Origin of the sequence: Bradyrhizobium sp. CB2312 (genome assembly GCF_029714425.1) — a bacterium.
Lineage (GTDB): Bacteria > Pseudomonadota > Alphaproteobacteria > Rhizobiales > Xanthobacteraceae > Bradyrhizobium.
Genome location: NZ_CP121668.1, coordinates 9,663,529 through 9,681,443 on the forward strand (window position 1 = coordinate 9,663,529; position 17,915 = coordinate 9,681,443).

Sequence of the window (17,915 nt, forward strand, 5' to 3'; positions counted from 1 at the left end):
CGCGCTCTCGGCTAACTCTGGCTCGCAGGCACTTCCGCATTCGCGTGCCGACACACGCCTTTCCTCATTCCCAGTCACCCTCCGTAAACTACTGCGCTTAAGGGAATTTTCCCGCCTCTTCGCTACCCTCGGCGCCCGAATTACGTTGCGTTAAGTCTATTGCCCGCCGAGACCTCGCCGACCCCATGACGTCGACCCGCGACAATGAGCTTGGTGCACGCCGCGAGCAGGGCCCGGAGGCCCTGGTCGGGCTGAGCCAGCTTGCGCTCGACCACATGGAGCAGGGCGTCTGCGTCTACGATGCCGACAACCGGATCGTGCTGGTCAATCAACGCTACCTCGGCCTGTTCGACATGTCGGCCGAAATCGTGCGGGTCGGCACGAGCTACCGCGAGGTGCTTGCGCACAGCGCAAGGCGCGGCAACTTTCCCGAGGACGAGCTCGACACGCTGTATTCGGCGCGGATCGCGCAGATCGCAGCGGGCAAGCCGTTCCGGACCGAGCAGCGGCTTGCGACCGGCCTCGTCATGTCGCTAGAGCTCAAGCCGCTCCCCGGCGGCGGCTGGATGACGATCTGCGACGACGTCAGCCGCCTCGCCCGACTCGAAGCGGAATTGCGCGTGCAGACGGAGCGCAGCCAGCACGCGCTCGCCAACATGTCGCACGGCCTCATCATGTACGACGCCGACAGCCGCGTCGTGGTCTGCAACGAACGCTTCCTGAACCTCTACGATCTCGACCCCGAAGTCGTGAAACCGGGCATCACGCACAGCACGGCCATCGACCATTGGTTGTCGCGCGGCAATTTGCCGGGCATGTCGGCCGACGAATTCCACGACACCCGGCTGGAGGACGTGCGCAGCAGGAAGGCGAAAACCCTGCTGGTGAAGCGCTATGACGGGCGGATGGTGCAGGCCGTCTCGCGCTTCCTGCCCGACGGCGGCTGGGTGACGGTGCACGAAGACGTCACCGATCGGCTGCAATACGAGGAGGCACTGCGGCAGCAGAACTTCATCCTCGATGCGGCGCTGGAGAACATGGCGCACGGGCTCGCCTTCTACGACAGCGACATGCGCCTGCGCGTCTGCAACACCACCTACCGCACCATCTACCGGCTGTCGCCGGAGGAGACCAGGCCCGGCACGCATCTGGGCGAGCTGATCGAGCGATCGATGGTGAACGGCGCGTTCTCCTCGGAATACAGCCCGCAGCAGATCCTCGAAACCGCCCGCGCCCGGATCGCCAATCGCGACTCCTCGCCGATGCGCCGGAGCATGTCGAACGACACCGTGATCTCGGTGCGCTATTGCGCGCTGGCCGAGGGCGGCTTCGTCGCCACCTACGAGGACATCACCGAGCGCGAGCGCGCGGTCGAGGAGCTGAGCGAGCAATACCGCCGCTTCGACGCGGCGCTGAACAACATGAGCCAGGGCCTGTGCATGCTCGATGCAAGCCTGCGCGTCATCGTGTGCAACCGCCGCTACATCGAGATGTACGGCCTCTCCCCCGACGTGGTGAAGCCCGGCGTCTCGATGCGCGAGATCATGGAGCACAGCTGCGATCTCGGCATCCATCCGAACACGACCGCGGCCAAGCTCTATGCCGACTATGTCGAGCGGCTGCGGGAAGGCGAGCACACTCTGCACCGTCATTTGAGCGACGGCCGCATCATCAAGCTCAACCACAAGCGGATGGAGCATGGCGGCTGGGTCGTCACCTATGAGGACGTCACGGAGCGTCACAAGGCGCAGGCGCGCGTGGCGCACATGGCGCGGCACGATTCCCTGACTGATCTGCCCAACCGCACGCTGTTCCGCGAGAAGATGGGCGAGGGGCTGAACCAGGTGGCGATCGCCGGCGGCGCGATGGCGGTGCTCTGCTTCGACCTCGACAATTTCAAGACCGTCAACGACCGCCTTGGCCACGCTGCCGGCGACCGGCTGCTGCGCTGGGTCGCGGCGCGGCTAAAGGAGAATGTCGGCGAGAACGACACCGTCGCGCGCCTCGGCGGCGACGAATTCGCCGTGCTTCAGCGCGGGCCGCAGCCGGAATCGGCCGAGAAGCTCGCTCGCCGCCTGGTCGAGATCATCGGTCACCCGCCGGCGCTGGAAAGCCAGTCGATCCATGTCGGCGTCTCCGTCGGCATCGCGATCGCGCCCGATCACGGCCTCGATGCCGACGAGCTGATGAAATGCGCCGATCTCGCGCTGTACCAGGCCAAGGCCAAGGGCCGCGGCGCCTATCAGCTGTTCGAGCCCGAGATGGAGGAAGAGGCGCGCAGCCGCCACGCGCTGGAGCACGACCTGCGCGGCGCGCTGGAAGGCAGCCAATTCCATCTGGTGTTCCAGCCGCAGGTGCGGCTCGACACCACCGAGCTCACCGGTTTCGAAGCGCTGCTGCGCTGGAAACATCCCTCGCGCGGTTTCGTCTCGCCGGCCGAGTTCATTCCGATCGCGGAAGAGAATGGGCTGATCGTGCCGATCGGCGAATGGGTGCTGCGCACGGCCTGCGCCACGGCCGCCTCATGGCCTGATGTCACCGTCGCGGTGAACCTGTCGCCGGTGCAGTTCCGCTCGCGCGGGCTGGTCGCGATGGTCACGAGCGCGCTGGCGGAAGCCGGCCTGCCGCCGCAGCGTCTCGAGCTCGAGGTCACCGAGACCGCCCTCCTCGACGACAGCGAGGCGACGATCGAGATTTTGCACCAGCTCCGTGCGCTGGGCGTCCGCGTCAGCCTCGACGATTTCGGCGTCGGCTATTCCTCGCTGAGCTACCTGCGCAAGTTTCCGTTCGACCGCATCAAGATCGACCGCTCCTTCGTCGGCACGCTCGGCGAAAGCCCCGAGAGCGTCGCCATCGTCCGCACCATTGCCAGCCTCGGCTCCGTGCTCGGCGTCGAGACCACGGCGGAAGGCGTGGAGACCATCGAGCAGCTCGACTTCGTCCGCGAATGCGGCTGCACCGCGGTGCAGGGATATTATTTCGGCAAGCCGTGCCCGGCGGCCGAGGTCGGACGTACCATCGAGACGCTGAACGCGGTTCGGCGCGTGGCGTAAGCCGCAGCAATCAGTCTTCGCGAGGATCCTCGAGCCGATCGCGCAGGGCGCCGATCAGGCGGTGGGCGATCTCGATCTCCTTCACCGACAAGCCATCCGCCAGGCCGTTGACCCACGGGACCTGCAAGCGGCCGGCGGCGTCGTAGACCTGCCTGCCCTTGTCGGTGAGCACCACGAGCTGCGCCCGGCGATGATGCGGGTTGGTCTCGAACACGACGAGACCATTCCGCTCCAGATCGTTGACGATCCGCTGCACGTTCTGGCGATTGGCGCCGAGATTGCGCGCCAGCCAGGCGACCGGCTCGGGGCGCTCGGCATCGACGATCGCCCCGAGGATCTGCCAGCGGGCGCTGGTGAGGCCGAGCGAGGCGACCAGCCGGTCACCTGCGGTGAGAAGCAGGCCGTTGGCCCGGAACAGGTCGAGGATGAGGCCGGTCAGGGCATCGCCCGCCGGGGTGCGCTTGGTCTTGCTCATTTGTCTCGATTATTCCGTATTGACATCATCATGTCAAATATCTATGTCGTGTATTGTCGAATTGACATGATGATACCAAACTGGATGGAGTAGTGCCATGCCCCAGATGCGCCCTCTCGACCCCGCCTTCCCGATCGACCGCCAGATCGCGCTCGATGCAGGCCCCGTGGTGCTGGTCAATTTGTTCACGCTGGATGCCGCGGATGAACAGAGCTTCCTGACGAGCTGGCAAGACGATGCCGCTTTCATGAAGCGGCAGCCGGGTTTCATCTCGACCCAGCTTCACCGCGCCGTCGGCGACAATCCGACCTATCTCAATTACGCGGTGTGGGAATCCAACGCGCATTTCCGCGCGGCGTTCACCCACCCCGAATTCCGCGCCAAGATCGCGGACTATCCGGCGTCGGCCGTGGCAAGCCCGCATCTGTTTCAGAAGGTGGCGGTGGCAGGAATTTGCGTGGCGTAGCTACGCATCATCATTGCTTCGCTACGCTCGCGATGGCGGAGGCGAGAGCCGGCCCCAATGGCGCAATCGTAGGGTGGGCAAAGGCGCACTTGCGCCGTGCCCACCATCTCTCCATGAATGCAACTGAAGTCGTGGGCACGCTTCGCTTTGCCCACCCTACGGCATTTCAACTACGGCACCTCAACTCGCCGCGGGCAGCGCGCTGTCCGGCGGCGCACCCCACGGGCGCTCGGCCGATGCCAGCCCGATCAGGCGGCCCTGGATGTAGTCGCAGCCCCAGTCGCGCAGCATGTTGGCGGCTTCCTCGTCCTGCACCCATTCGGCCACGGTCTTGATGTCGAGGCGGCGGGCGAGGTCGATCAGGGTCTGCACGAAAGCGCGATCGTCGGCAGAATGGGTGATGTTCTGCACGAAGGCGCCGTCGATCTTGACGATGTCGACGCCGAGCTTGCGCAGGTTTCGGAACGAGGTGTAGCCGGCGCCGAAATCGTCGATGGCGATGCGGCTGCCGAAATGCTTGAGCCGGCCGACGAAGGCGCGGACGTCGTCGATGTCCTGGATCGCAACCGTCTCGGTGATCTCGACGATCAGCCGCTCGGCAACGCCGGGATGGGCCTGCATCAGCGATTCGATTCCGGCCCACCAGTCCGGATCCATGGTCGTATCCGGCGAGATGTTGAGGCTGAGGCAGATGCCGGGAGCGGCTGCGAGCTCGGCGACCACGAGCTCGAGCACGCGGTGATCGACGAGGCGGATCAGGCCGAGCCGCTCCGCCACCGGCACGATGTCAGGCGCGAGCAGCACCTGGCCGTCGCCCTGATCCATCCGCACCAGACATTCGTGGAACGCGCGCTCGCGCGAGGCGGCCGCGACCACCGGCTCGTAGGCGAGCTTGATACGGCGCTCGTTCAGCGCGGTGACGATCTCGTCCGTGACGCGGATGTTGACGCGACGCTGCGCGTCGCGCGCGGCGTCCGGACGCCAGGCCGCGAACGAGCCGGCGCGGCGGCGCTTGGCCGCGTCCAGCGTCTCATGGGCGCGGTTGACCGCCTCGTCGGTGCTGCGGGCATAGCGCGGCAGGCTGACCGCGCCGATCGAGGCCGTGACCGAGACCGGCCCGGATTTGGTCGGCACCACCTCGTCGCGGATGCCGGCGAGGAAGCGTTCGGCGGCGACGTTCATGTCGTCGACGGTGCAGTTCTTCAGGATCAGGCCGAACTTGTTGCCGGAGAAGCGCCCGAGCACGTCACCGCCGCGCAGCCGCGCACGGATGCGCTTGGCGACGTCGAGGATCACCGCATCCGCAACGTCGAAGCCGAAGGCGTCGTTGACGCGGGCGAGATGGTCGATGCCGACCAGCATGAAGGCTGCGGTCGAGCGGAAGCGGGTCGTCTCCTCGATCGCCTCGGCCAGCGCGGCGATCAGGTGGGAGCGGTTCAGCTCGCCGGTCAGCGGATCGAGCCGGGCGAGCTTGGTCAGTTCCTCGTCGCGAGCATGCCGCTCATTGTTGATGCGGACAGAGCCGATCGCGCGCGTGGGGCGGCCATCGGGGCCGGCGAACCAGCGGCCGGTCTCCTCGATCCAGACCACGGGATCGGCGGCGCTCATGCGCACGCCATACTCGACCCGGTAGGGCGTGCCGTCGGCGCCGTGCACGGCGGAGGTCTGCGCCAGCGCGGCGGTCCGCAGCGACTGCGAAGGCTCGATCAGCTTGGCGAACTCGGCGCCGGTCGCGAGTCGTTCGGCCGGGATATCGGGGAAGACGGCGCTGACCTGCTCCCCCCAGACGATGACATCGCTGGCGATGTCCCAGGCGAACAGGGCCTGGCCGAGCGTGGCCAGGATGTCGGAGGCTTGCGGCAATGCGGGGGTCAAAAATCGCCTCGTTTCGGGACAGCAGGGGAGTCCGGAGCCGGCACAGGATAGAGCCAGATTCGCCCCCGACCCTAGGCAAAGTTGATAAACAATTTGGAAACCACGTTTCTGCGTGCGGCGGAACCAAACCGGGCCGTCCGGCATAGGCCTTGCGAGTACTGACACGCACCCGGCGCCAGCGTCCCGAAACGCGACACCTTCGCCGGATCAACGGTGATTGCGATGTTGGGTACTGATCGATCAGACGTGGTGGAAGCCGGCACGGGCACGGCCCTGGTGCCGGTCGTGCCCACGCTTGCGTGGGTCCACAAGGCGCCGCTGCCGCGCCCCGATCCAAGCTTCGTCACCCAGCTCATCGCCAATGCCGAGCACCTGCCCCAGACCACACGGCTGCGCCGCGGCTCCTCTGAAGACGCGCGGATGGCCTATGGCAGCAAGCGCCCGCTTCCAAGCGTCACCGCGCGCACGCGGCAGGTAGCTTAATTGAATCTTCTAGACGCTCGTTGCCTCGCACTCGCGGCATAGAGAGATCGTCATGCCCGGGCTTGTCCCGGGCATCCACGATCTGCCTTCAACGTGGCTAAGACGTGGATGGCCGGGACGAGCCCGGCCATGACGTGGCGGTGGCCTCGGCGCTCGATCAGCGCGGCGCGTCGGGAGACGACGGCGTGCCGCTGCCCGGCTGCAGATGTGGCGAGGGAATTTCCGGCGAGGACGGGTTCACCGGCTTCGGCGCGGGATGATCCATCAGCACGGATTCGGCGACCGACTGCGCCGTGGGCGCGGGCGGCACGACAGGCGCGGCTTGCGGCGCGGGCGCCGGCTCGAACCTGGGCTCGGATGGGGGTTCATCTGCCGGCGCTTCGGCCTGGCGCTTGGCCCTGCGCGGCGCCGGCACCGTCTCGGCGACATAGGCGACGCGGCGACGCGTGCGCTGGGCGATGCCGCCGAGGAAATCGGCCATCGCGAGCAGCACCAGCAGGAAAAAGGTGGAGTTGCCGAATTTGGGCCACATCACGAATTCGGCGGCGGCCGCGCCGAAGATGATCAGCGACAGCAGATGATCCATCAGGAATTTGGAGCCGGGCCGCGCGCCTTTGACCACCTCGAGCAGCAGCAGCACGACGCCGAGCGCAAGCAGCAGATCGGCGAGCGTGACCGGCCAGGTCTCGCCCGTGATCATCGGCACCTTGAACAGCACGTCCGTGAACGACACGGTGGGCATCAGGAAGGCGATGATGTTGTAGACCGCGAACGGAATCAGGAGCAGCGGGAAACCGACCATCGGCGAAATGCCTTCTCGATCAAGATATCCAGACAGGACAATGCGGCGGCGAAGCATTGGCTCCGCCGCCGTCACTGTCATATCTCATGCGTTGGCCGAAATCAGGCAGGTCAAATCGTCCTGCCCCGAGAAAAGTCCGAAAACTCAGGACTCTTTCTTCTTCAGGACCTGACGGCCCTTGTACATGCCGGTCTTGAGGTCGAGATGGTGCGGACGACGGAGCTCGCCGGAGTCCTTGTCTTCCACATAGGTCGGCTTCTTGATGGCGTCTGCCGAGCGGCGCATGCCACGGCGCGACGGCGAGGTTTTTCTTCTCGGAACGGCCATTTCAATATCCTCTAGGGATTGGTGTCATCAGGGCATCGTCCGCGAGGGGACGGCTCAGCACCCGCAATACGAGGCGAGCTGAATGCCGATCAAGGCCGCGCTTATAGAGGAAGGCTGGCCGTAAAGCTAGGCTCTTGGGCCGGAAAATATGCCCCAAATGGGCCCGAAATCAGCGATTTTCCCGCCAGCAGGTCACAAGCGAGCTCGCCTGCCCCCGCGCCATATAGGTCGCCGCCAGCCGCCGGACACCCGGGCCGGGGGTCCGGGCGCTGCGTTTGACCGGGTTGGGCAGGATCGAGGCCAGCAGGGCCGCTTCCCGGGGCGAGAGGTCCTCGGCCGATTTGCCGAAGGCATAGGCGCTGGCCGCCTCCACCCCGAATTGGCTCTGGGGGCCGAGCTCGGCGATGTTGAGGTAAATCTCCAGGATCCGCGCCTTGGGCAGGACCAAGTCGATCCACAGCGCCAGCGGGAATTCCAACGCCTTGCGGACGAAATCCCGGCCCTGCCAGAGGAACAGGTTCTTCGCCACCTGCTGCGGGATGGTGGAGGCGCCCCGGAAGGCGGTGCCGTCCTCTCTGGCGTCGTCGATCGCCTCGCGGAGCGCGCCCCAATCGATGCCGTGATGCTTGCAGAAATGAGCATCCTCGGCCGCCACCACTACGCGCGGCAGATAGGGCGACATGTTAGCCAGATCGATCCATTCCCGCTGCATCGGCGCGCCGCGCAAGCTGCGCCAGGCCATCAGCGTCGAAACCGGATGGCCGGCGCGGTAGAACGGCGCGATCACATAGGGCGCGAGAACCACGATCGCGAGCAGCGCCAGCAGGATTTTAACGATGCGCAAATCGACCTTTCCGGCGGAAAACGAAACGCGGCCACAAGGCTGGCATTAAGTCTGTGATAATTCGGGCCTTTTCCAGCACTTTTTACGCCTTCCAAACGATTGACTGGGGCGGGCGCATAAAGGATTGTCCGGCCGAATTTTAGTTCTGGAGCCCTTCTTGATGACCGGCACGTCCCCGTCCGATTTCGCCAAACGTCTGGACAAGACCGCTGATGATACCGAGGCCCTGCTCGGGCGCCTCTTATCGGACGACATCCTGCACGATGAGATCGCCCGGCCCAAGCGACTGATGGACGCAATGCGCTATTCGAGCCTGAACGGCGGCAAGCGTCTGCGGCCGTTCCTGGTGGTCGAGAGCGCGGCGGTGTTCGGCGTGCCACGCGAGGCCGCGCTGCTCGCTGGCGCTGCGCTCGAATGCATCCACTGCTATTCGCTGATCCATGACGACCTGCCGGCGATGGACAATTCGGACCTGCGCCGCGGCCGCCCCACCCTGCACAAGAAGACCGATGACGCGACCGCGATCCTCGCCGGTGACGGTCTCCTGACGCTCGCCTTCGACATCATCACCCGCGACGAGATCCATCGCGACGCCAATGTGCGCCTGCTCTTGACGCGCGCACTGGCGCGCTGCGCCGGCATCGGCGGCATGGTCGGCGGCCAGATCCTCGATCTCGCCGGCGAAGGCCGCTTTGGCGGCAACGAGCCGATCGATGTCGCCCGCATTCAGCAGATGAAGACCGGCGCGCTGTTGCGCTACGGCTGCATCGCCGGCGCGATCCTCGGCCAGGCCTCGCCAAAGGAATATCAGGCGCTCGACGATTACGGCCGCGCGCTCGGCGAAGCCTTCCAGATCGCCGATGATCTGCTCGACGTCGAAGGCGATGCGGCTGCGCTCGGCAAGCCGGCCGGCGCCGATGCCGTGCTCGGCAAGACCACCTTCGTCACCCAGCTCGGCATTGAAGGCGCCAAGCAGCGCGTGCGCGACCTGCTCGCGCGGGCCGACAGCGCGGTGTCGATCTTCGGCGACCGCGCCGCCGTGCTCCAGGCCGCCGCACGCTTTGTGGCGGAACGGAAGAGCTGACGTTTCACCTCTCCCGCTTGCGGGAGAGGTCGCGCCGAAGGCGCGGGTGAGGGCTCTCTCGTCTTGGGGGTTCTCAATTGTGGAGACACCCTCTCCCCACCCCTCCCCCGCAAGCGGGGGAGGGAGCAGACCGCTGCAGCGGCAACAGTGTGAGAGCCATCACCATCATGGCCACCGACAAGGAAGATCCCGTCCTCGTTCGCTTCCGCAAGATGTCGCGGCCGGTGCGGCTGATCTATGCGCGGCCGCGGACCTTCATCTCGCTTGGCGTCGGGATTCTCGTCTGCCTGCTATTACCAGGCTCGCACCGGCTGGTGACGCGGCTGTTGTTCGGCTGGGATGCGCTGATCGCGGTCTATCTCGTGCTGGTTTACGCGATGATGCTCTGCAACGATCACCAGCACATCCGCCGCGCGGCCGCGATGCAGGACGATGGTCGCTTCGTGATCCTGCTGGTGACGGCGATCGGCGCGTTCGCCAGCATTGCCGCAATCGTTTCGGAACTCGGCACGCCGCAGCGCGGCGCTGCCGAGTTGACCGTCGCGATCAGCACCATCGCGCTGTCATGGGCCGCCGTGCACACGACCTTCGCGCTGCATTACGCCCATGATTACTATCGGAACGCCAAGCCGGGCGGCTTGCAATTTCCGAGCGGCGACAAGGACGTCCATGCCGACTATTGGGACTTCGTCTATTTTTCCTTCGTGATCGGCATGACCGCGCAGGTCTCCGACGTCGGCATCACCGACAAGACCATCCGCCGCACCGCCACCGCGCACGGCATTGTGTCCTTCATCTACAACACGGCCTTGCTGGCGCTGACGGTGAACATCGCGGCGAGCGCGATCTCGAACTGATCTGTCGTCCCTGCGAACGCCGGGACGACCCAGAGCAGTGTCAGTAGCACACCTCGGCATTGGCATCGTTGCCGGGGCCGCCGCCGCCGCGATATTCGAGGTGGCAGCCGCGGCTGACCGGACGGCAGCCGCCGCTGTTGCAGAAGACCTGCCCGCCACCCGAGCGACGGCCAGCGCCGGCGGCGGCAGCGATGCCGGCGGCAGCACCGTAGCCGCCTGCCGCAGCGCCGGCCTGACGACGCTGCCGTGCGGGACGCTCGTCGCTGTCGTCGCGCTTGGCGGTCGCGGGCTTGGCCGGCTTGGCGGCACGCTGCTTCTCGCATTCGTTGTCGTCGTTGACCGCATAGCCCTCGCGGCACACGATCTTGGTGCAGTTGTCGCCGTCGGCCTTGAAGCCGTGCTCGCAGACCAGGGGGCAGACGCGCGATTGCTTGGCCTTGACGGTATCGAGCGCATCGGTGCTCGCGACCTTCACGTCGAGCTTGGTGCCGGCATAGCGGTTGAACTGCGACAGCGACCGCTGCGAGGACGTATTCCAGTTGCCGTCGGCCTGTCCGGAGAAGCAGCCGACACGCCCGAGCTCGGTCTGCACCGAGCGGGTGAGATCGGCTGGCGTCGCCGCCGGCGTCAAGGAGGCGACATTGGTGCCGGTCGGGCTCGCCGTGCTGGACGGCGCAGTGCTAGATGCCGCGGCGGCGAGATTGACGCGCTGCTGCTCGGCGGCAGCCGCCTGCTGCTGTGCCTGCTCCTTGGTCTTCTGCGCAGCGAGCTGCGCCTGCTCGGCGGCCTTGGCGTCAGCCGCGGCCTTGGCCTGCGCCTCCTTCTGCGCGCCAAGCGCGGCGAGACGATCACGCTCGGCCTCGGCCTGCTTCGCCTTCTCGGTCGCCGCCGCGTGAGCCTGCTCGGCGCCGATTTTCTCGAGCTGGAGCTTGGCAAGGTTCGCATAGAAGCCGTCGGGATGCTGGGCGAGAAACGCCTCCCAGGCCGCCCTGTTGCCGACCTGGAGCGAGAGCTCATAGTCGCGGCGGATATCCGCCTGCGGATTTACCACGGGCGCCGTTGGCGCCGCGGCCACCACCTTGACCGGCACCAGCGGCACGTCCTCGCCGCCGAGCGAGCCATACACGAACGGCTCCTGCTTGTTGCCGGTCGACTTGAGCACGTCATCGCGCACGAAGCCGAAGGCGCGACGGACGTCGAGGCCCGGCGTCGTCAGATGCTTCGACAGCGCCATTGTGAACGGGCTGTTGGCGCCGTCGCCGTCCTGCGCGGTGAAACCGGCCTTGGCCGAATAGGCGATCAGCGTGTTGGGGCTCGTCGGCTCGACCTGGGCGAGGCCGCGGCCGATGCCGCGCGTCGCGATCGTGCGCTTCATGGTCTTGCCGAACGGATTGTCGCGGCAGGCATCCAGGATCACCAAGCGCAGCTGCTTGGCGGGCTCGACCGCGACCAGGACACGGTCGAGCGAGAGCGCCTCGTCGTACACGTCGGTGTCGCGCTCGAGCTTGGCGTCGACAGGGATCAGATAATTCGAGCCTTCGACCTCGATGCCGTGGCCGGCATAATAGACCACGGCGATGTCGGCATCGCGGGTCGCGTCCGCAAAGTCGCGCAGCACGCGCCGCGTGTCGAGCGCCGACAGATCGTGACGGGACTCGACGACGTCGAAGCCGGCCTCCTTCAGCGTCTTCGCCATCACCGAACCGTCATTGACGGGGTTCGCGAGCGAGGGCGCATGCTGGTACGCCGAGTTGGCCAGCACCAGCGCGACGCGCTTTCCGGCAAAGGCGGGCTCGGCGCCGAACAGCAGCGCTGCGGCGAGCAGAACCGGGCAAAGTCTGAGCAGATTGCGCATGACACGACTTCCGAAGTTCAGGGGCGTTCGAGCCCCTTTGGGACCGCTTTAGCAGGACCCGCTGCGGCCGCTTGTGATGGAGGTCACGAAGGCGGCGCGGGCAGCAGGCCGAACGACCCTCTATGTTTGTCGCGCCAGCGCGGTCGGGGTTCGGCGACAAAGGTGCGCTGGCCCGGTTCCTCTAGGAATCCCCGATGTGCCCCCGATATTGCGGAAGATTGTCCGTAATCTCGTGCCAGGGCGCCTTCGAACCGACGAAGATATGGGCGGTCCGCCGGATCGAGGGGGCATCGACCAGGGTTCCCATGGCGACATGGACCCATTTTCCCTCGCGCACCCGGGAATAGAGCAGCGAGCCGCAGCGCGCGCAGTGGGCGTCATGGGTGATGTCGTCACCGTAGATGAGGCGCTGGTCCGCGCCTTGGACGAGGCGGAGCTTGTGCTGCTCGATCCCGGCGAACGGCTTGAAGGCGGAGCCGGTGGTGCGGCGGCAATTCGAGCAGTGGCAGTTCATCGCATAGGAAAACGTATCCGCCACCTCGAAGCGCACGGTGCGGCAATAGCATTCGCCGGTGAGGATACGAGCGTTCGAATTTTCTGATCCGGTCATGGCGACGCCTTCGCGCAAATGGCTGACACACCCATAGCGCATTCTGACGTGTACGACTAAGTTCCTCCCAAGCCATCATGCAAAAGGATGACCCATGAGCCAGAACCGTTCGAGCGTCGAAGCCGTCGTGCAATCCTATTTCGACGGCCTCTATGAGGGTGACGCCGACAAGCTCGGCACCATCTTCCATCCCTCCGCCGATCTGCGCTGGGTCGAGAAGGGCGAATTGCAGGTCCTGACCGTGCCCGACTGGCTCGACCGCGTGCGCAAGCGCCCTTCCGGCAAGGCCGAAGGCAAGCCGCGCGAGGATTTCATCGTCACCATCGACCGCTCCGACGACAAGACCGCCTTCATCAAGGTCCGCTGCCAGCTGCCGCCGCGCTACTTCACGGACTATCTGGTCGCGATGAAGCTCGCCGACGGCTGGCAGATCGTATCGAAATCGTATCGGTATGATTTGAGAGAGTGAGGGCTTTGCCTTCCGCTGCCCGAAATCGGGCGCACTCGCTCCCCAGTCTCTGTCATTGCGTGCGCAACTCTCGCCACGTCGTTGCGAGGAGCTCTTGCGACGAAGCAATCCAGAATCCCTCCGCGGAGACAGACTGGATTGCTTCGCCGCTTCGCTCCTCGCAATGACGACGCAGATGCAGCCTCCGCTAATTTCCCGCCTCCACTCACCTGAAAGCCTCCCCATGCCTATCGACCGCCGCTCCCTGCTCGCCTCGCTTTGCTGGATCGCCGCCTCTCCCGCGTTCGCCGCGGAGGCGCCGCCCGAGCTCGAATCCTACGAGCGCGAGAGCGGCGGGCGGATCGGGCTCTATGCCGAGAACCTCGCGACCGGTGCAAAGCTCAGCTGGCGCGCCGACGAGCGGTTCGTGATGTGTTCGACATTCAAGGCCTCGCTCGCAGCCTGCGTGCTGGCGCGAGTCGATCGCGGCGAGGAGCAGCTTGCGGCCATGATCCCTTACGGCCAGGCCGACCTGCTGGACTACGCGCCGGTCGCCAAGCAAAATCTCGCGGGCGGCAAGATGTCGGTCGCCGAGATGTGCAAGGCGATCGTCGAGCTCAGCGATAACACCTGCGCCAATCTGCTGCTGGCGCGGGTCGGCGGGCCCGCCGCGCTCACCGCGTTCTGGCGATCGCTTGACGATGCCACCTCGCGGCTCGACCATAACGAGCCCGAGCTCAATCGCTCCCCGCCCGGCGATCCCCGCGACACCACGACGCCGGCGGCGATGGCCGGCAATCTGAAGCGGCTGGTCGTGGGCGAGGCGCTGTCGCCGGCCTCACGTGCGCAGCTCACCGAATGGATGGTGGGCTGCAAGACCGGCGCGAACCGGCTGCGCGGCGGCTTGCCCCCGGGCTGGAAGATCGGCGACAAGACCGGATACAACGGCAAGGATGCCGCGGGCGACATCGCCGTCGTCTGGCCCAAGCCGGACAACAGGCCGGACGTGCCGATCCTGATCGCGACCTATGTCCAGGGCGGCACGCCGGCTGCGGCCCAGATCGAGGCCGTGTTCGCGCGCGTCGGACGCATGGTGGCCGAACGGCTGGGGTGAGCCGTGCCGCATTGACCTTGCGATTGCTTCCGGGCCAAGACAGGCCATGATCGCAGCGAAATTCCAGACCTTTCTCATTCTACTCACCGTCCTGGCGGGCACCGCGCTGGTCGCCCGCCGCTTCAACATCGCGCCCGCCATTCTCCTGATGCTGTCCGGCGTCGGCCTCGCCTTCGTCCCAGGCATGCCGCCGGTCGAGCTGCCGCCGGAACTGGTGCTGCTGATGGTGCTGCCGCCGCTGATCTACTCGGCCAGCGTCGCGATGAGCTGGCGCGAGTTCAGGAACAATCTGCGCCCGATCGTGCTGCTCGCAGTCGGCGCGGTGATCTTCACCGCGGCGATGGTGGCCGCCGCCACGCACTATCTGATCGGCCTGCCCTGGACCATCGGCTTCCTGCTCGGGGCGATCGTCGCGCCGCCCGACGTGGTGGCGCCGCTCGCGATCGCGCGCCGGCTGAACCTGCCGCGCCGGCTCGTGGTCATCCTCGAGGGCGAAGGGCTTGCCAATGACGCCACCGCGCTGATCCTCTACCGCTTCGCGCTCGCCGCCATCATGGTCGGCCACTTCTCGCTGCCGCTGGCCGCCGGTGAATTCGCCCTCATCGTCGCCGGCGAGATCGCGTTCGGCATCGGCGTCGGCTGGCTCTCCCTGCGTTTCCGCAAATGGTCCGGGGATCCGCAGGTCGAGCTGACGCTGTCGCTGATCACGCCCTACGTCTCCTACTGGTTGCCCGAGCATGTCGGCGGCTCCGGCGTGATCGCCACGGTCGCCTGCGGCCTTTACGTCAGCTGGAACGGCCCGCTGCTGATCTCGTCGGCGACGCGCCTGCAGGGCATCTTCTTCTGGGACCTCATCATCTACCTGATCGAGGGCCTGCTGTTCCTGCTCACCGGCTTCCAGATGCGCGCGCTCTACGAGAAATCGAAGGCGTTCCCCCTCGACGACATCCTGATCGCGACCGCGGTGGTCCTGACGATCATCGTGACCGCGCGCTTCACCTGGCTTTATCCGGCGACCTATCTGCCGAGGATCCTCTCGAAGTCGCTGCGCGAGCGCGATCCCTCGCCGCCGTGGCAATGGCCGTTCGTGCTCGCCTTCACCGGCGTGCGCGGCGCCGTGTCGCTCGCGGCCGCGCTGGCGCTGCCGTTCACGCTGCCCGGCGGCGAGGCCTTCCCGTATCGCGACCTGATCCTGTTCGTCGCCTTCGGCGTCATCTTCGTCACCCTGATCGGCGTCGGCCTGACGCTGCCGCCCGTGGTGCGCTGGCTCGGCGTCGCCGAAGCCGGCCGCAACGAGCACGTCGCGGAGCACGAGGCCGAGATCGCGGCGCGCCGCCAGGCGCTCGATGCCGCGTTGAAATCACTCGACGCGCTGACCGCGGAGAAGGAAGTCTCCGACGAGGTGATGCGGCTGCTGCGCGCGCGCCACGAGATCCGCGTCAACCAGCTTCCGGACTCACTCGATCCCGCGCACCACGACGTCTCCGCCGCCGGCACCGCGCTGACCCGCGAGCTGATCGCCGCCGAACGCAAATTCATCCACGAACTCCTCCGCGATGGCGAGATCACCGACGAGACAAGGCGGCGGATCGAGCGCGATCTAGACCTGGAGGAGGCTAGCCTGGCGAACCGGGAGTACCGGGGGGTGCCGCTGTAGCAGCCCGTCATTGCGAGCATAGCGAAGCAATCCAGACTGCCGCGGCGGAAAGACCCTGGATTGCTTCGCTGCGCTCGCAATGACGGCTGTTGAAACACACGGGGCAAGCTACCGCCTTTCACAGAACTCCCCGACCCCCGCCGCAACAGCCCTCGCAATCATCTCCTGCCGCTCGGACGAGTTCAGCTCCATCTCCTCATCGCGGTTGATGATCGAGCCGGCCTCGAGCAGCACGGCAGCACTCCGCGTCCGCGACAGCACGATGAGCCCGTCATAGCGGTAGACGCCGACATCCTTGTCGAGCAGCTGGCGGCGGTAGCGGCCCATCACCGGTAGTGTGTACTGGCTGGCATAGTGAAGGCCCTGCTCCTTGAGCTGCCTGCCGATCATCCGCGCCAGCAGCAGGCTGGTGGCGAAGTGCGGATTCTGCTGCGACACGAACAGCGAGTGACCCGAGAAGCGGTCGCTGAAATAGCTCTTCGCGCCGTCGAACTCCCAGGTCTCGAGCAATTTATCCGGCACCGAATCGTGATGGATCGACAGGAAGAGATCGGTCCGGCTGTCATTGGCGGCACTGACGCGCTTGAACAGGCTCGGCCGCGCCTTGCCGTCCGTGACGAGCAGGCGGGTGCCGACAAAACCTTCGGACTTGAGCCTCGCCGTGATGAGTTTTGCGAGAACGAAGTTGAAGCCGAACTCCGGATCATTGCGGGCGCTAAGCGCGCCGTAGGCGTCCGGGGTATGCCCGACGTCGACGACGATCCGGAATTTCCGCGGCTCGCATGTCTCCGGCGCAGACGCTTTCGGCCTCGCCTTTGCCGCCTTCCGCGACGCGGCCGCCTGGCCAGGGTCAACTGGCGACAGCAAAAGCGGGATCAGCGCAAACGCAAGAGCGACGATGGCGCGCCACGGCTTGCTCACACCGGCCTTTCCCCCTTCACCGTCACCCGCGTGCCCGAGCGCGTATGCGGCCAGTAGTCCCACATCGCGCGATGCTGGGTGCAACGGTTGTCCCAGAACGCGATGGCGTTCTCGGTCCAGCGGAAGCGGCATTGGAACAACGGGTTCTCGACGTGCTGGTAGAGATAGGCGAGCATCGCGTCGCTCTCGTCGCGCGGGATGCCGTTGATGTGGCGGGTAAAGCCGCGGTTGACGTAGAGCGCCTTTCTGCCCGTGACGGGATGCGTGCGCACCACGGGGTGCTCGGCGTTCGGATAGGAGGGACGGTCGGCGACGCCATAGTTCGCGTAGAGCCCGCGATAGATCGGCTCGCCGTCATGCAGGGCGGTGAGGCCATCGAGATAGGCCTTCATGCGGTCCGACAGCGCCTCATAGGCGGCGTACATGTTGGCGAACAGCGTGTCGCCACCGCGCGGCGGGCACTGCTTGATGTAGAGGATCGAGCCCATCGGCGGCTCGAGATCGCAGGACACGTCCGAGTGCCAGCCCTCGCCGTTGGCGCGCGGCGAGTTCTTGTCGGCGTAGATCTTCATCAAGGCCGGGTCTTCGTCCTCGTGGGGAGCTGCGGGGTGGAAATGCAATTCACCGAACTTGCGGCCGAAGGCGAGGTGCTGCTTTGGCGTGATGTGCTGGTCGCGAAAGAAGATCACGAGGTTTTCGGCGAGCGCGCGATGGATCTCGTCCATCTGCCGGTTGGAGCGCGCGTCACCCTCGACGAGCTGACCGATATCGACGCCGGAGATTTCCGCACCGATGATGGGGGTGAGCTTTTCGACCGCGATGGTCTCGTAAGGCGCGCCGTCGTCCGCCGTGTGGCGATAGCGCGGACCCTGCTTGCCGGCGAGTGAGCTCATCGCGTGTCTCCCGATCATTGTTGATTGGGAGCCATCGTAGCCCGGATGGAGCGAAGCGCAATCCGGGAACGGTCGTTCTGCGGCTGACGACCCCGGATTTCGCGCGCGCCATCCGGGCTACGCACGCAAAAAATAAGGCGGGTTTCGCTTC

17 protein-coding genes are annotated in these 17,915 nt (G+C 66.0%); 8 read left to right on the forward strand and 9 right to left on the reverse strand.

Annotation, left to right across the window (positions count from 1 at the left end; genetic code table 11):
- Positions 1 to 185: 185 nt before the first annotated feature.
- Positions 186 to 3,053: a PAS-domain containing protein gene (locus QA642_RS45940; RefSeq protein WP_283082728.1), complete on the forward strand. Its 2,868-nt coding sequence runs from the start codon at positions 186 to 188 to the stop codon at positions 3,051 to 3,053.
- A 10-nt stretch (positions 3,054 to 3,063) separates the two neighbouring features.
- Here QA642_RS45940 and QA642_RS45945 read toward each other — a convergent pair whose 3' ends face one another.
- The gene (locus QA642_RS45945; protein WP_283082729.1) at positions 3,064 to 3,528 is read right to left on the reverse strand and encodes a MarR family winged helix-turn-helix transcriptional regulator; all 465 of its coding nucleotides are present in this window, start codon (positions 3,526 to 3,528) and stop codon (positions 3,064 to 3,066) included.
- Between the two features lie 97 nt (positions 3,529 to 3,625).
- Here QA642_RS45945 and QA642_RS45950 point away from each other — a divergent pair, with 97 nt between their 5' ends.
- The gene (locus QA642_RS45950) at positions 3,626 to 3,994 is read left to right on the forward strand and encodes an antibiotic biosynthesis monooxygenase family protein (RefSeq protein WP_027563254.1); all 369 of its coding nucleotides are present in this window, start codon (positions 3,626 to 3,628) and stop codon (positions 3,992 to 3,994) included.
- A gap of 180 nt (positions 3,995 to 4,174) precedes the next feature.
- Here QA642_RS45950 and QA642_RS45955 read toward each other — a convergent pair whose 3' ends face one another.
- Positions 4,175 to 5,869, reverse strand: coding sequence for a bifunctional diguanylate cyclase/phosphodiesterase (locus QA642_RS45955; protein ID WP_283082730.1), 1,695 nt, complete (start codon positions 5,867 to 5,869; stop codon positions 4,175 to 4,177).
- 222 nt (positions 5,870 to 6,091) lie between these two features.
- On the opposite strand from QA642_RS45955, the gene QA642_RS45960 reads away from it, so the two are divergent.
- Positions 6,092 to 6,352: a hypothetical protein gene (locus QA642_RS45960; protein ID WP_283082731.1), complete on the forward strand. Its 261-nt coding sequence runs from the start codon at positions 6,092 to 6,094 to the stop codon at positions 6,350 to 6,352.
- Positions 6,353 to 6,509: 157 nt separating this feature from the next.
- Here the strand turns inward: QA642_RS45960 and QA642_RS45965 are convergent, their stop codons facing one another.
- The 3 genes from QA642_RS45965 to mtgA form a co-directional block, all read right to left on the reverse strand.
- On the reverse strand, positions 6,510 to 7,154 hold the full coding sequence (locus QA642_RS45965; RefSeq protein ID WP_283082732.1) for a hypothetical protein: 645 nt from the start codon (positions 7,152 to 7,154) through the stop codon (positions 6,510 to 6,512).
- 144 nt (positions 7,155 to 7,298) lie between these two features.
- Positions 7,299 to 7,481, reverse strand: a complete 183-nt coding sequence (gene rpmF / locus QA642_RS45970; protein ID WP_007598106.1) for a 50S ribosomal protein L32 — start codon at positions 7,479 to 7,481, stop codon at positions 7,299 to 7,301.
- 169 nt (positions 7,482 to 7,650) lie between these two features.
- On the reverse strand, positions 7,651 to 8,325 hold the full coding sequence (mtgA, locus tag QA642_RS45975; protein WP_283082733.1) for a monofunctional biosynthetic peptidoglycan transglycosylase: 675 nt from the start codon (positions 8,323 to 8,325) through the stop codon (positions 7,651 to 7,653).
- A gap of 160 nt (positions 8,326 to 8,485) precedes the next feature.
- Between mtgA and QA642_RS45980 the strand changes: the two genes are divergently transcribed.
- Both QA642_RS45980 and QA642_RS45985 read left to right on the forward strand, forming a co-directional pair.
- Positions 8,486 to 9,409, forward strand: a complete 924-nt coding sequence (locus tag QA642_RS45980; protein ID WP_283082734.1) for a polyprenyl synthetase family protein — start codon at positions 8,486 to 8,488, stop codon at positions 9,407 to 9,409.
- A 167-nt stretch (positions 9,410 to 9,576) separates the two neighbouring features.
- On the forward strand, positions 9,577 to 10,266 hold the full coding sequence (locus tag QA642_RS45985; RefSeq protein ID WP_283082735.1) for a DUF1345 domain-containing protein: 690 nt from the start codon (positions 9,577 to 9,579) through the stop codon (positions 10,264 to 10,266).
- Positions 10,267 to 10,306: 40 nt separating this feature from the next.
- On the opposite strand, the gene QA642_RS45990 is transcribed toward QA642_RS45985, so the two are convergent.
- The gene (locus tag QA642_RS45990; RefSeq protein WP_283082736.1) at positions 10,307 to 12,121 is read right to left on the reverse strand and encodes a caspase family protein; all 1,815 of its coding nucleotides are present in this window, start codon (positions 12,119 to 12,121) and stop codon (positions 10,307 to 10,309) included.
- A 181-nt stretch (positions 12,122 to 12,302) separates the two neighbouring features.
- Positions 12,303 to 12,731 (reverse strand): GFA family protein, encoded by a 429-nt coding sequence (locus QA642_RS45995; protein ID WP_283082737.1) that lies wholly within the window; start codon positions 12,729 to 12,731, stop codon positions 12,303 to 12,305.
- 94 nt (positions 12,732 to 12,825) lie between these two features.
- On the opposite strand from QA642_RS45995, the gene QA642_RS46000 reads away from it, so the two are divergent.
- From QA642_RS46000 to QA642_RS46010, 3 genes are all read left to right on the forward strand, one after another.
- On the forward strand, positions 12,826 to 13,200 hold the full coding sequence (locus QA642_RS46000) for a nuclear transport factor 2 family protein (protein WP_283082738.1): 375 nt from the start codon (positions 12,826 to 12,828) through the stop codon (positions 13,198 to 13,200).
- A gap of 223 nt (positions 13,201 to 13,423) precedes the next feature.
- Entirely contained in the window at positions 13,424 to 14,293 is an 870-nt protein-coding gene (bla, locus tag QA642_RS46005) for a class A beta-lactamase (RefSeq protein WP_283082739.1), read from the forward strand.
- A 46-nt stretch (positions 14,294 to 14,339) separates the two neighbouring features.
- Positions 14,340 to 15,950, forward strand: a complete 1,611-nt coding sequence (locus tag QA642_RS46010; protein ID WP_283082740.1) for a Na+/H+ antiporter — start codon at positions 14,340 to 14,342, stop codon at positions 15,948 to 15,950.
- 108 nt (positions 15,951 to 16,058) lie between these two features.
- Here the strand turns inward: QA642_RS46010 and QA642_RS46015 are convergent, their stop codons facing one another.
- Both QA642_RS46015 and QA642_RS46020 read right to left on the reverse strand, forming a co-directional pair.
- Positions 16,059 to 16,871 (reverse strand): N-acetylmuramoyl-L-alanine amidase, encoded by an 813-nt coding sequence (locus QA642_RS46015; protein WP_283082741.1) that lies wholly within the window; start codon positions 16,869 to 16,871, stop codon positions 16,059 to 16,061.
- Positions 16,868 to 17,764, reverse strand: coding sequence for a TauD/TfdA family dioxygenase (locus QA642_RS46020; RefSeq protein WP_283082742.1), 897 nt, complete (start codon positions 17,762 to 17,764; stop codon positions 16,868 to 16,870). Before QA642_RS46020 ends, QA642_RS46015 begins: the two co-directional genes overlap by 4 nt.
- Positions 17,765 to 17,915: the final 151 nt, after the last annotated feature.